Here is an 11,931-nt window from a genome sequence, read left to right as displayed (position 1 = left end):
GCTTCCACAATCATTTGATGGTCACGGAGCCGTAACGCCCGCGGACGCACGAAGACCCCGGGACGGATCCCGGGGTCTTCGTGAAGAGCTTCGCGAGGAAGTCCTACTTGAGCGTCACCGTGGCGCCGGCGCCCTCGAGGGCCTCCTTGGCCTTCTCGGCGGCGTCCTTGGGCGCGCCCTCGAGGACGGCCTTGGGAGCGCCGTCGACGACGGCCTTGGCCTCGCCGAGGCCGAGCGAGGTGAGCTCGCGGACGACCTTGATGACCTGGATCTTCTTGTCGCCGGCGGCCTCGAGGACGACGTCGAACGAGTCCTTCTCCTCGGCCTCCTCGGCGGGGGCGCCACCGGCGGGCGCGCCGGCTGCCGCAACGGCGACCGGGGCGGCGGCGGTGACGTCGAAGGTCTCCTCGAAGGCCTTCACGAACTCGCTGAGCTCGATGAGGGTGAGCTCCTTGAACGCGTCGAGCAGCTCGTCGGTGCTGAGCTTCGCCATGATGTATCTCCTACTTTTCGGGGTTGGTGGGGTTGCTTGTCCGCGGCCCGATCAGGCTGCGGTCTCCTGCTTCTCGCGCAGCGCCTCGACCGTGCGGACGGTCTTCGACAGCGGCGCCTGGAAGAGGGAGGCAGCCTTGGACGTCGAGGCCTTGAGGAGTCCTGCCACCTTGGCGAGGAGGACTTCGCGGCTCTCGAGGTCGGCGAGCTTGCCGACCTCCTCAGGGCTGAGGGCGGCACCGTCGAAGTACCCGCCCTTCACCACGAGAAGAGGGTGCGCCTTGGCGAAGGCGCGCAGACCCTTGGCGACGGCGACGGGGTCGCCGTGCACGAAGGCGACGGCCGACGGGCCCTTGAGCTCGTCGTCCAGCTCCGTGATCCCCGCGTTGTTCGCGGCGATCTTGGTCAGCGTGTTCTTCACCACGGCGTATTGCGCGTCCTGACGGATGGTGTTGCGGAGCTCCTTGAGCTCGGCAACGGTCAGGCCGCGGTACTCGGTGAGCAGGACGGCGGTCGAGCTCTCGAACTGCTTCGTGAGCTCGGCGACCGATGCATCCTTCTGCGCCATGGCCACTCCTTGGTTGTACGAGGCGCTCCACGGAGGTGGGGCGCCGGCCGCGCCGCTGGACCCCGACAAAGAAAAAAGCTCCGGCGCAGGCGCACGGAGCAGGAATTCCGGAGAATCGTTCGTGACACCTGCGCGGGCCCCTGCTTCGCAGAGCTTCGATCGTCATCCGCTTGCGCACACGACGATGACCGGCGGTCTTCGGCTCCGCTCAGGCTACCCCATCCGGCCCCAGTCCCCCAAATCGGGCGCGTCCCGACGGGGAGGCCGCGGATGGCGGGCGTAGGGTCGACAGGTGACCCCCGAACTCTCCGCCCGGATCGTCGCGGACTCCCGCGACCGGGTGGCGTGGCTGAGGGCGAGGTCGCAGGGCATCACGGCGACGGACATCGCGACGATCACGAGCGAGCGGGTCATCCCGCGCGCGGCCGAGCAGAAGCTGCGCGGGTCGTCGTTCGGCGGCAACGCCTACACCGACCACGGCCGGCGCCGCGAGCCGGAGATCGCCACGTGGGTCGCGGCGACCCACGGCATCCGGCCGTCGAGCGCGCTCTTCCACGCCGCCGTCGAGAGACGCCATCTCGCCACCCCCGACGGGATATCGGTCGACGCGGACGGACGGATCCTGCTCGCCGAGATCAAGACGACGAACAAGACCTGGCGCTCCATCCCCCGCTCGTACCTGCGCCAGGTCTGGTGGCAGCAGCACGTGCTCGGCGCCGAGCGCACCCTCTTCGCCTGGGAGGAGCACCGCGACTTCCAGCCGCTGCACGACGAGCCGAAGTGCGTGTGGATCGAGCGCGACGACGCCGAGATCGCTCACCTCGTGACGCTCGCGACCGCGCTCATCGACGAGCTCTACCGGCGCACGACGGGCAACGAGCCGCCACGACGCGACGCGGAGACGCCCGCCGTCACCCCGCGCGAGCGCGCCCTGCAGCGCTCCGCATACCGCGCTCTCGCGCTGAGCGACTGACCGGGAATTGGTTGCGCTAGGTCAACGTTTCAGATATCGTTGACTTTCCTCAACTTCCGCACGCCGTCGTCGCCGTGCGCCCGAGAACCGATTCCCGAAAGGTGCGAATGAGCGCGCAATCCACCGACACCCAGGCGACAGCCGCACGGATGTCCCGACGCCAGGTGCTCGAGGCCCTCTCCGGCCTCCTCCTGGCGATGTTCTGCTCCATGGTGTCGACGACCGTCGTCGGAACGTCGCTGCCGATCATCGTCCCCGAGCTCGGCGGCACCCAGACGTCCTACACGTGGGTCGTCACCATCACGCTGCTGACCACGGCCATCTCGACCCCGATCTGGGGCAAGCTCGCCGACCTCGTCAACCGCAAGACGCTCATGCTCATCGCCCTCGCCGTCTTCGTGCTCGCGAGCGCCGGGGCCGGCATGTCGACGAGCGCCGAGATGCTCATCACGTTCCGCGCGTTCCAGGGACTCGGCGGCGGCGGTCTCGCGGCGCTCAGCCAGGTGCTCATGGCCGACATCATCAGCCCGCGCGAGCGCGGCAAGTACATGGGCCTGTTCTCGGGCGTCATGGCTGTCGCCACCGTCGGCGGCCCGCTGCTCGGCGGCATCATGACCGACACGATCGGATGGCGCTGGAACTTCTACGTCGGCGTGCCCCTCGGCATCATCGCCTTCGTCGTCCTGCTGCGCACCCTCAGGATCGATCACGTGCGCGCGGCGAAGGTGCGCATCGACTACGCCGGCATCGTCCTGCTCAGCGTCGCCGCCGGCCTGCTGCTCGTCTGGATCTCCAACGTGTCCGACTACGGCTGGATCAGCTGGGAGACGCTCTCCATGGTGGGCGGCGCGATCATCTCGGCCGTGGCGTTCGTCCTCGTCGAGCTGCGGGCGTCCGAGCCGCTCATCCCGCTCACGCTCTTCGCGAACCGCACGTTCACCCTGTCGGTCCTCGCGTCCATCTCGATCGGCGTCGCGATGTTCGGCACGGCGGTCTACCTCGGCCAGTACATGCAGATCTCGCGCGGGTACGGCCCCACGCAGGCCGGTCTCCTCACGATCCCCATGGCGGTGGGCATGTTCGTCGCGTCGACCGCGGCGGGGCAGCTCATCACGCGATTCGGCCGGTGGAAGAGCTATCTGGTCGTCGGCGCCGTCCTCATGGTCGCCGGCACCACGATGCTGTCGACGCTGCGCTTCGACACCTCGCTGTGGCTCGTCGGCACGTACATGCTGCTGCTCGGCGCCGGCACCGGCATGACGATGCAGAACCTCGTCCTCGTCGTGCAGAACACCACGAGGCCGCAGGAGATCGGCGTCGCGAGCTCGGGCGTGAACTTCTTCCGGACGGTCGGCGGAACCACCGGCGTCGCGGTCATGGGCTCGGTGCTCGCCTCGAGCATGTCTCAGCAGCTCGCGGATCGCGCCCAGGACGTCATGGCGGCCGTCGCCACGCTCGGCGACGAGGGGCAGAGGATCCTCGCGGAGCTGCAGTCGGGCGCGCTCCCGGTCACGCGCGACATGCCTGCGGCCATCGCCGTCATCATCGAGGACGTCTCGGCGCAGGCGATCTCGCACGCCTTCCTCATCGGCGTGCCGCTGGCGGTGCTCAGCCTCGTCGCGATCGTGTTCCTGCCGAACAAGCCCCTCACGAGCCAGAACAACGTCGAGCGGATGCGCGCACAGCATCTCGAGGGCGAGCTGGCCGTCGCCACGGCCGAGACGGGCTCCGTCCCGGTGCACGTCGCCGACGACGGGCCGACGTCGTCGGGGCCTTCACGCTGACGCGATCCGGGAGAATGGTCCCGTGACGAACGACACGAGTCCCCCGGGCGCCGCGCCTTCCGGGAAGGCGCGGCGCCCGGGCTCCGTCCCGCCGGAGCGGGCCGAGGCCATCAAGGCGGTGGAGTCGGAGTTCGGCGAGCTCATGATGCGCGTGCGGCGGATGATCCACCGGAACGCGGATCGCGTCTCGCCCGGCATGAACCCGGGCGCCTACAAGATCTTCACCTCGATCGTCCGGAACGGCCCCGTCAAGGCCTCCGACATCGCGGAGCGGATGATGCTCGACAAGGGCCAGATGAGCCGCACGGTGAAGGAGCTGGAGGACCTCGGCCTCGTCACGCGCACCCCCGACCCCGGCGACCGGCGGGCGAGCCTCCTCGAGGCGACGCCGCACGGAGTCGCGCGCCTCGACGAGGCCCGCTCCGGGAACGACAGCCTGCTCTACGACACGCTGGTCGACTGGGACCTGGACCGCGTCCTCGACCTCGCCGATCTGCTCCACGCGCTCACGAACGGGACGGCGCCCGAGAGGCGCTGACCCCGCCTCACGACCCGTTCGCGTACGAGCACGACTGGAGGACGAGAAGGCTCGACGACGAGACCGTGGTCGTCCCCGGAGAGACCCAGGTCGCGCCGCCGTAGTCGACGGATGTGCTCAGCGAGACCGTGTAGTTGCTGACGACCACGCCGAGCACGTCGGCGAGCAGGCCGCGGTCGAACGTCGAGGTGTACAGTCCCGCGGCATTGGGCCCGGTCGTGACGACCCCGGTGGCCGCGGAGCCGTTCACCTGCCACGCCACGTCGGATGCGTCGACGGCGTCATAGGGCGCACCGCTGGCCGGCCAGCGCCACGTGAACACGAGGACAGGGACGCCGAGGAGGGCCGAGATCGGGTTGGCGCACGTGCTGATCGCCTGGACCTGCGGAGGCTGCAGCCGCGCTGCGGCCAGCTCGACCCGCGCGTGCTCGGCATCGGTGAAGGCCGCGTCCCCGTGCTCCGCCGCCGTCGACAGCCCGGCAGCGGCGAGGAGCACCGCCGACGCCGCGGAGACGCGAAGCAGGCGCCGGCGCCGGGCGGTCATCCGCTCGTCCTCTCGCGCCCGCGGCGCAGCAGCCGCGCGATGCCCGCCACGCCCGCCCCGGCGATCAACGCCGCCGCGAACGGCCAGGGGTCGAACGACGCGCCGGTGCCGATGAGGACGTCCTGCTCCTCCTCGCCGGGGACGCTGACCTCCTCGTCGCCCTCGCCGCGGACGTGCACCCGCACCTCCGCCTGCGCCGAGGAGGCCGCCGACTCATCGACCGTCACGCGCAGGCGCAGATACGTGGTGTGGTCGTGCGCCGTGCGGTCGATCCACGTCGTCCCTCCGTCGAGCGGCACCGACCACCCGGCGTGCAGGTCGCGCCGACCGCGCGCGCAGTCGTCGCCGCTCCAGGCGACCTCGCAGCTCGACACGTCGACGACGAGGGGCAGCTCCCCCGAGCCGCTGACGCCGATGTCGAGGTACCCCGGCTCGGGCGCGTCGGCGGAGATGACGAGGTCCCACACCTCCCATCCGCCCGACGCGAGTCCGCCCATCGCGTCCCAGTCGGCGGTCGACACGATCCGGATGTGCTCGCTCTCCACCGTCTCGGTCGTGGAGCCCTCGTCCGCGGCCGCCGGAGCCGCCCCCAGCGCAGCAGCGGCGGCGGCGAGGACGACGCCCGACGCGAGGCCCCTCCCCCGTCTCATCCTCGCCGCCCTGTCCGGCCTCGCCGGGCGCCTCTCACGGACCCGCGCGGCCAGAACGCCCACATCACGAGGACCGTCGCGCCCACCGTCAGCCCGCCGAGGACGAGCGGATCGCCCAGCGACGCGATCACGGGAGCGAGGGCCGGGACGGAGAAGAGCACGATGCGCGCGGACGACACGGCGTACGGATGGGGGTCGTCCTGCTCGTTCGCGTCGCCGCGCATGGTGATGACGCGCTCGTCCGCGCTCTCCGAGCCCTCGACGGAGGTGATCCGGTGCGTGATCGGCAGGAGCCCCTCGCGGTCCACCGTCACCACGTCGCCGACGGAGAGCTCGTCCGCGGCGACACGCTGCACGACGGCGACGGAGCCGGTCGGGATGGTCGGCTCCATCGATCCGGTCCGGAACAGGATGAGGGAGACGTCCAGGAGATGCGCGAGCAGCACGAGCACGATGCAGGCCGCGCCCGCGATCGCCGCGAGCGTCAGGAGGGCGTCGCCGACGACCCCGGCTGGGCCGCGTCCGGTCCTCGTGCCGGGCACCCGTGCGTCCCGGCGGGTCCGGGGCGCCTCCGGAGCGGTCGTCTGCGTCATCGTCGGGACCTCACGACGCGGTCGCCGTGAACTGCCACGCGGGCGAGACCGCCGCTCCCTGCGCGGCGTTGGGCGCGTCGGCGCGCAGCGTCACGGCGAAGCAGTAGTGCACGGTGCTCCCGCCGCCCGCGTCCAGGCTCCGGGCTCCTGCGCCACCGGTCGTGAGGACGCTCCCCGACGCCACGACGTCCGACGACGACCCCGCGAAGGCCGCCGCGTCGCACGTCGTCGAGGAGACCGTCCGCACCCCGTATGTCAGGTACTGCCCGAGCCCGGCTCCGTTGGCCGCGTCGGCTGCCAGCTCGACGGTGCCCGCGACCGACGACGCGGTCGTGCGCACGCTGAACAGCGCGTAGGTCGTGGCCCCCGGCGTCATGGCCGTCGGCGCCACCTGGAAGTTCAGCATCGCCGGCGCGTCCGCCGTCGCGTGTTCCGCGAAGCCCTCCCCATCGGTCGAGCCGACGATGCCGAACGTCCCAGCGGTGAACGTGGCCGAGCCGTGCTCGACGTCGTTCCACGCGGCGAGCGTCGCGGAGGCGCCGACGCCCAGCACCGCTCCGCCCGCCAGCAGCGCTCGCACGCGTCGCCACCGCAGCGCGCGTCGTGTCGCGCGCCGCGCCGCTTTGCGCGCCACGTGCTACTCCGACGTCGCGACGAACGACCAGGTCGCCGTCGTCTCACCGCCCTCTTCGAGCCCCGCGCCGGCGGTCACCTCGAAGCACAGCTGAACGGGCGTCCCCGCGACGCCGTCGCCCGCGGCGAGGTCGGTCCCCGCGCCCACCGTGATCACGTCGAGCGTCGTGCCGGAGGCCACGAGAGCGCCCGTGGCGGCGGTCGCGTCGCACGTGGCGGCGGCGTCGATCGCGTAGACCTCGTAGGCGAGCTGGGCGGAGTTCGCGCCCACGGCGTCGGTCGCCTCCGCCGTCGAGGCGACGAGCGTCGCGGGCGTCGTCGTCGTCTCGTCGAGCCGGACCCAGAAGGGCGCGTACACGACGTCCTCGGGCGAGAGGTTCTCCGCGAGCGGAAGGGTGAAGGAGAGAGGGGCGCCCGGCGCGGCCTCGTGGTCCGCGTAGCCGGCCGTCGCACTCGTCGTCGACCCCTCCAGGTTGAACGCCCCCGCGGCGAACGTGCCGGTGGCGAATTCGGAGTCGTTCCACGCGGCGAGCGTCACGGCCGCGCCCACCCCGAGGACGAGTCCTCCAGCGAGGATCGCGAGCGCCTTCCGTCGTCCTGTGTCCGATGCCATGTCGATCCTCATTCTCTGCGAACGGCGGGTGCCGAATTCTGATATTTCGCCATCCTGCACGTCGTGCCCGGGCAGTGCAAGCGCAACATGCCCCGCGTCGGTGACGATCGTGCAACGACTTCTCGCGCCGGTCTCACCCTCGTAACGCGTCGGAGACAAAGCGCCTGTTGACTTCCCTGCACGGGGGTCGCGATGCCGCGTCCCCGCGGACGAATCGAAAGGGGGCCGCCGATGCGCTTCCGCGCCCAGCGCTCCACCGCCAGCGCTCCTCTGCCCGAAGACGTGGACCCGGCGCCGCGGCGCATGCGCGCGGTCGTGGTCGACGGACCCGGCCCGGCGGGCTCCCTGCGCACCGCCGACGTGGCCGTGCCGGTGCCGGTGATGGACGAGGTGCTCGTGCGCGTCGTGGCCGCCGGGGTCAATCCCGTCGACGCCCAGACGCGCGACGGCGAGGGCGTCTCCGCGCAGATCGGCTCGTATCCGTCCCCGCTCGGCGTCGACTTCTCGGGCGTCGTGGTGAGCGCGCCGTACGAGGCGCATCCGACCCCGCCGGGCACTCCCGTCTTCGGGATGACCGCGTTCCCCCGCGTGGGGGGCTCGTACGCGGACTACGTCGTCGCGTCGTCCCACGCGATCGCCGTGAAGCCCCCGCGGCTCTCCCACGTCGAGGCGGCGGCGGTGCCGCTCGCGGCGCTGACCGCCTGGCAGCTCGTCGTCGACACGGCGCGCACCCACGCCGGCCAGCGGATCCTCATCCATGCCGGAGCCGGAGGGGTCGGGCACTTCGCCGTGCAGCTCGCGGCGCACTTCGGCGCGCACGTCACGACGACGTGCTCCACCCGCAACCTGTCGTGGATGCGCGAGCTGGGCGCGGACGTCGTCATCGACCACACCACCACGCCCTTCGAGGAGGTCGTGCAGCCCGTCGACGTCGTCGTCGACCTCGTCGGCAACGCCCACGACCGCACGGGCTCCCGCTCGCTCGCGGTGCTGCGCCCCGGCGGCCTGCTCGTCACCGTGCCGACGGGGGGATGGACACGGTACTCGGAGGAGGCGGCCGAGGCCGGTGTGAGCGCGACGTCGTTCCGTGCCACGCCCGACGGCGTGACCCTCGCCACGATCGCCCGGCTCCTGGAGTCGGGCGAGCTCGCCGTGTACGTCGACAGGGTCTTCCCGCTCGACAACGCCGCCGCCGCGCACGGCGCATTGGAGGAGCATCACGCCCGGGGAAAGCTCGTCCTCCAGGTCTCGGACGGGTGAGCCCTCCGTAACGCGGAGAAGGGGCCCCGCCGCGTGGCGAGGCCCCTTCTCTGCGTCAGGTGACGTGCGTCACGCGATCGCGTTGACGTCCAGCGGGATGCCGGGGCCGAACGTGGTCGACACGGCGCCCTTCTGAACGTAGCGGCCCTTCGAGCTCGACGGCTTGAGACGCACGATCTCCTCGAGCGCGACGCCGATGTTCTCGTTCAGCTGCTCGGTCGAGAACGAGGCCTTGCCGACGACGAAGTGCACGTTGGCGTGCTTGTCGACGCGGAACTCGATCTTGCCGCCCTTGATCTCCTCCACGGCCTTGGCCGGGTTGGGGGTCACGGTGCCGGTCTTCGGGTTCGGCATGAGGCCGCGGGGGCCGAGCACCTTGCCGAGACGGCCGACCTGGCCCATGAGCTCCGGCACGGCCACGGCCGCGTCGAAGTCGGTCCAGCCGGCGGCGACCCGCTCGATGAGCTCGGCGCCGCCGACCTCGTCGGCGCCGGCCGCGATGGCGGCCTCGGCGGCGGGGCCGTTCGCGAAGACGATGACGCGCGCCGTCTTGCCCGTGCCGTGCGGGAGGATGACGGTGCCGCGCACCATCTGGTCGGCCTTGCGGGGGTCGACGGAGAGCTTCAGCGCGACCTCGACGGTCGAGTCGAACTTCTTCGAGCCGGTCTCCTTGGCCAGGGCGACGGCCTCAGCGGGAGAGTAGAACCTGCCGGCCTCGATCTTCGAGACGGCGGCGTTGTAGGCCTTGGACTTGGTAGCCATGTTCTTCGTTCCCCTCAGCCCTCGACCGTGATGCCCATGGAGCGGGCGGTGCCGGCGATGATCTTCGACGCGGCCTCGAGGTCGTTCGCGTTGAGGTCGGGCTGCTTCGTCTTGGCGATCTCGGCGACCTGCTCCTTGGTGATCTTCGCGACCTTGACCGTGTGAGGCGTCGCGGATCCCTTGCCGACGCCCGCAGCCTTCTTGATGAGCTCGGCGGCCGGCGGGGTCTTCAGGACGAACGTGAAGCTGCGGTCCTCGTAGACGGTGATCTCCACGGGGATGACGTTGCCGCGCTGCGACTCGGTCGCGGCGTTGTACGCCTTGCAGAACTCCATGATGTTGACGCCGTGCTGGCCCAGGGCAGGGCCGATCGGCGGTGCCGGGTTGGCCGCGCCGGCGTTGATCTGAAGCTTGATCAGGCCGGTCACCTTCTTCTTCGGTGCCATTTCCTCTTCCTTTCGTCGAGCGGATGCCGGATGCATCCGCTCTCCCGCGGCCCGGCTGGTCCGAGAGCGGTGGTCTTTCGATCCCCGAGGGGATCAGATCATCTTGGTGACCTGGTCGAACGACAGCTCGACCGGGGTCTCGCGCTCGAAGAGCGACACGAGCACCGTGAGCTTGCCGCTCTCGGGCTTGATCTCGCTGATCGAGCCGGGCAGGCCCGCGAACGAGCCCTCCTTGATGGTGATCGTCTCGCCGATCTCGAAGTCGACCTCGGCGGGGATGACGCGGGTGGACGACTGCTGGCCCTTCTTCGTGGGGCCCTTCGCAGCGGCGGCCTGCGCCTCCTTGATCTCGGCGAGGGGCTTCAGCATGGTGAAGGCCTCCTCGAAGCGCAGCGGCGTCGGATTGTGGGCGTTGCCCACGAAGCCCGTCACGCCGGGGGTGTGGCGCACGACCGACCAGGTGTCCTCGTTGAGCTCCATGCGCACGAGCACGTAGCCCGGGATCCGGACGCGCGTGACCATCTTGCGCTGGCCGTTCTTGATCTCGACGACGTCCTCCATGGGGACCTCGACCTGGTAGATGTCCTCTTCGACCTCGAGCGTGGACTTCCGCTGCTCGATGTTGGCCTTCACCTTGCGCTCGAAGCCCGCGTAGGAGTGGATGACGTACCACTTGCCCTCGAGCGAGCGGAGCTCACGACGGAACGCCTCGTACGGGTCCTCGTCGATGTCCTCGGGCTCCTCGTCGGCGCCGGCCTCCGGGCCGTCGTACGGGGCGACCTCGTCGTCGGCGGCGGCGGCGGCCTCCTCGGCCTCCTCCGCCGCGGAGTCGGTGAGGACCTCCGCTGCGGCCTCGACCTCGGCGGTCTCGTCGATGTTCAGGGCGTCGTTCACGATCGCGTCTGCCTCCGGGTCGTCGATGTCGATGTCCTCGTCCACGGCGCCGTCCTCGTCGCCCTCCACGTGGAGGGCCGAGTGCTCCGCGGGCGCGCTGGCGCGCTCTTCCTCGGCGAGGACGTTGCCCTCCTGGGCCTCGTCGTCCTCGCTCGACTGCTCGGCGGCCGTCGCCAGGTCGACGTCGTCGCCATACTTCTCAGACACGTGGTTTCTCTTCCATTCAGCTCGGGACCCCGAACACCACCGTCGTGACCCACACGAAGAGGTAGTCCAGACCCGAGACGAGCGCCATCATGACCACCACGAACCCCAGCACCACCGCGGTGAACTTCAGGAGCTCCTTGCGGGTGGGCGTGACGACCTTGCGGAGCTCGGCGATCACCTGGCGGATGAAGAGCGCGATCCGCTGGAAGACGTTGAGCTTCTTCTCGCCTGCCGTGCCGTTCGCCGCGACGATCTCGCCGCCCGATGGGTCGTGGGCCATTGAATACCTTTCGTGAGTCAGCTGTCGCTGACGCGCAGGGCGGACAGGAATCGAACCTGCAACCTGCGGTTTTGGAGACCGCTGCTCTGCCAATTGAGCTACCGCCCTAGAGATCTCCCGATCCCGAGAGCGCCCCCTGCCCCCTCCGCGCACAAGGCACGGCGAAAGGATGCAGACGACCACTGCTCCCTCCAGCATACGGCATGGGGTCACGCACCGCGAACCGGGGCGTGTCGATCGTCACCCCCGAGAAGCGGGAATCTCGCACGGAGCTCGCGGTGCAGCCGCGACACGCGCGGGCTCGCGGAGCAGCCGATCCAGACCACGCGCGGCGCCTGCTGGCCGCCCTCGAACATCCACTCGTCGAACCACGCGTGGACCGCCCGCACGACGCACTCGCCCCGCGGCGCCATCCGCCGCGCCGCGCCGTCCCCGACGCCGTCGCGCAGGAGCCAGGTCAGGGAGACCCCCTCCGGCACCTCGAAGCGCTGGATCTGGACCCTCGACGCGATCTCGACGAACACCTGTCCGTAGGCGGCCACGGGGAGCCGCTCGAGCATCCGCCGGATGGCGGGGAGGTCGGTGCTGTCTCCGACCAGGAGGAAATGGGGACGCACGGGATGACGTTCGGCGCTCATGCATTCACATTAGGTTAGGCTTACCTTCACCTCAAGAGGCGGAGTGGACGGCTTCC

The 11,931-nt window shown here is 70.5% G+C and carries 16 protein-coding genes and 1 tRNA gene; 4 read left to right on the top strand and 13 right to left on the bottom strand.

The window, feature by feature from the left end:
* Window positions 1–103: 103 nt before the first annotated feature.
* Window positions 104–493, bottom strand: coding sequence for a 50S ribosomal protein L7/L12 (gene rplL, locus N8K70_RS03345; RefSeq protein ID WP_317140197.1), 390 nt, complete (start codon window positions 491–493; stop codon window positions 104–106).
* Window positions 494–544: 51 nt separating this feature from the next.
* A complete protein-coding gene (rplJ, locus tag N8K70_RS03340; RefSeq protein WP_317140196.1) occupies window positions 545–1,060 on the bottom strand; it encodes a 50S ribosomal protein L10 in 516 nt (171 codons plus the stop codon).
* A 292-nt stretch (window positions 1,061–1,352) separates the two neighbouring features.
* On the opposite strand from rplJ, the gene N8K70_RS03335 reads away from it, so the two are divergent.
* The 3 genes from N8K70_RS03335 to N8K70_RS03325 all read left to right on the top strand — a co-directional run bounded on the left by N8K70_RS03335 (window position 1,353) and on the right by N8K70_RS03325 (window position 4,355).
* Window positions 1,353–2,033 (top strand): YqaJ viral recombinase family protein, encoded by a 681-nt coding sequence (locus N8K70_RS03335; RefSeq protein WP_317140195.1) that lies wholly within the window; start codon window positions 1,353–1,355, stop codon window positions 2,031–2,033.
* Window positions 2,034–2,140: 107 nt separating this feature from the next.
* Window positions 2,141–3,817, top strand: a complete 1,677-nt coding sequence (locus tag N8K70_RS03330) for an MDR family MFS transporter (protein ID WP_317140194.1) — start codon at window positions 2,141–2,143, stop codon at window positions 3,815–3,817.
* Window positions 3,818–3,839: 22 nt separating this feature from the next.
* On the top strand, window positions 3,840–4,355 hold the full coding sequence (locus N8K70_RS03325) for a MarR family winged helix-turn-helix transcriptional regulator (protein WP_317140193.1): 516 nt from the start codon (window positions 3,840–3,842) through the stop codon (window positions 4,353–4,355).
* A 7-nt stretch (window positions 4,356–4,362) separates the two neighbouring features.
* Here N8K70_RS03325 and N8K70_RS03320 read toward each other — a convergent pair whose 3' ends face one another.
* The 5 genes from N8K70_RS03320 to N8K70_RS03300 are packed head-to-tail and all read right to left on the bottom strand — an operon-like array spanning window position 4,363 to window position 7,388.
* Entirely contained in the window at window positions 4,363–4,899 is a 537-nt protein-coding gene (locus tag N8K70_RS03320; RefSeq protein ID WP_317140192.1) for a hypothetical protein, read from the bottom strand.
* Window positions 4,896–5,549, bottom strand: coding sequence for a hypothetical protein (locus N8K70_RS03315; protein WP_317140191.1), 654 nt, complete (start codon window positions 5,547–5,549; stop codon window positions 4,896–4,898). Before N8K70_RS03315 ends, N8K70_RS03320 begins: the two co-directional genes overlap by 4 nt.
* Window positions 5,546–6,142: a signal peptidase I gene (locus tag N8K70_RS03310; protein ID WP_317140190.1), complete on the bottom strand. Its 597-nt coding sequence runs from the start codon at window positions 6,140–6,142 to the stop codon at window positions 5,546–5,548. Before N8K70_RS03310 ends, N8K70_RS03315 begins: the two co-directional genes overlap by 4 nt.
* Before the next feature lie 10 nt (window positions 6,143–6,152).
* Window positions 6,153–6,776 (bottom strand): SipW-dependent-type signal peptide-containing protein, encoded by a 624-nt coding sequence (locus N8K70_RS03305; protein ID WP_317140189.1) that lies wholly within the window; start codon window positions 6,774–6,776, stop codon window positions 6,153–6,155.
* Window positions 6,777–6,779: 3 nt separating this feature from the next.
* A complete protein-coding gene (locus N8K70_RS03300; protein ID WP_317140188.1) occupies window positions 6,780–7,388 on the bottom strand; it encodes a SipW-dependent-type signal peptide-containing protein in 609 nt (202 codons plus the stop codon).
* A 231-nt stretch (window positions 7,389–7,619) separates the two neighbouring features.
* On the opposite strand from N8K70_RS03300, the gene N8K70_RS03295 reads away from it, so the two are divergent.
* Window positions 7,620–8,648: an NADP-dependent oxidoreductase gene (locus N8K70_RS03295; protein ID WP_394357803.1), complete on the top strand. Its 1,029-nt coding sequence runs from the start codon at window positions 7,620–7,622 to the stop codon at window positions 8,646–8,648.
* Window positions 8,649–8,717: 69 nt separating this feature from the next.
* On the opposite strand, the gene rplA is transcribed toward N8K70_RS03295, so the two are convergent.
* From rplA to N8K70_RS03265, 6 genes are all read right to left on the bottom strand, one after another.
* Window positions 8,718–9,410, bottom strand: coding sequence for a 50S ribosomal protein L1 (rplA, locus tag N8K70_RS03290; protein ID WP_317140187.1), 693 nt, complete (start codon window positions 9,408–9,410; stop codon window positions 8,718–8,720).
* A gap of 14 nt (window positions 9,411–9,424) precedes the next feature.
* The gene (rplK, locus tag N8K70_RS03285; RefSeq protein ID WP_317140186.1) at window positions 9,425–9,856 is read right to left on the bottom strand and encodes a 50S ribosomal protein L11; all 432 of its coding nucleotides are present in this window, start codon (window positions 9,854–9,856) and stop codon (window positions 9,425–9,427) included.
* Between the two features lie 93 nt (window positions 9,857–9,949).
* Window positions 9,950–10,957 carry a transcription termination/antitermination protein NusG gene (nusG, locus tag N8K70_RS03280; RefSeq protein WP_317140185.1) on the bottom strand — a complete coding sequence of 336 codons (1,008 nt, stop codon included), beginning with the start codon at window positions 10,955–10,957 and terminating at the stop codon, window positions 9,950–9,952.
* Window positions 10,958–10,973: 16 nt separating this feature from the next.
* On the bottom strand, window positions 10,974–11,237 hold the full coding sequence (secE, locus tag N8K70_RS03275) for a preprotein translocase subunit SecE (protein WP_317140184.1): 264 nt from the start codon (window positions 11,235–11,237) through the stop codon (window positions 10,974–10,976).
* 35 nt (window positions 11,238–11,272) lie between these two features.
* A tRNA-Trp gene (locus tag N8K70_RS03270) sits at window positions 11,273–11,345 on the bottom strand.
* A 101-nt stretch (window positions 11,346–11,446) separates the two neighbouring features.
* Window positions 11,447–11,875, bottom strand: a complete 429-nt coding sequence (locus N8K70_RS03265) for an SIP domain-containing protein (protein ID WP_317140183.1) — start codon at window positions 11,873–11,875, stop codon at window positions 11,447–11,449.
* Between the last annotated feature and the right edge of the window lie 56 nt (window positions 11,876–11,931).

It is taken from the genome of Microbacterium sp. AB, assembly GCF_032878875.1.
Lineage (GTDB): Bacteria > Actinomycetota > Actinomycetes > Actinomycetales > Microbacteriaceae > Microbacterium > Microbacterium betulae.
This window is presented reverse-complemented; position numbering and strand designations above follow the sequence as displayed.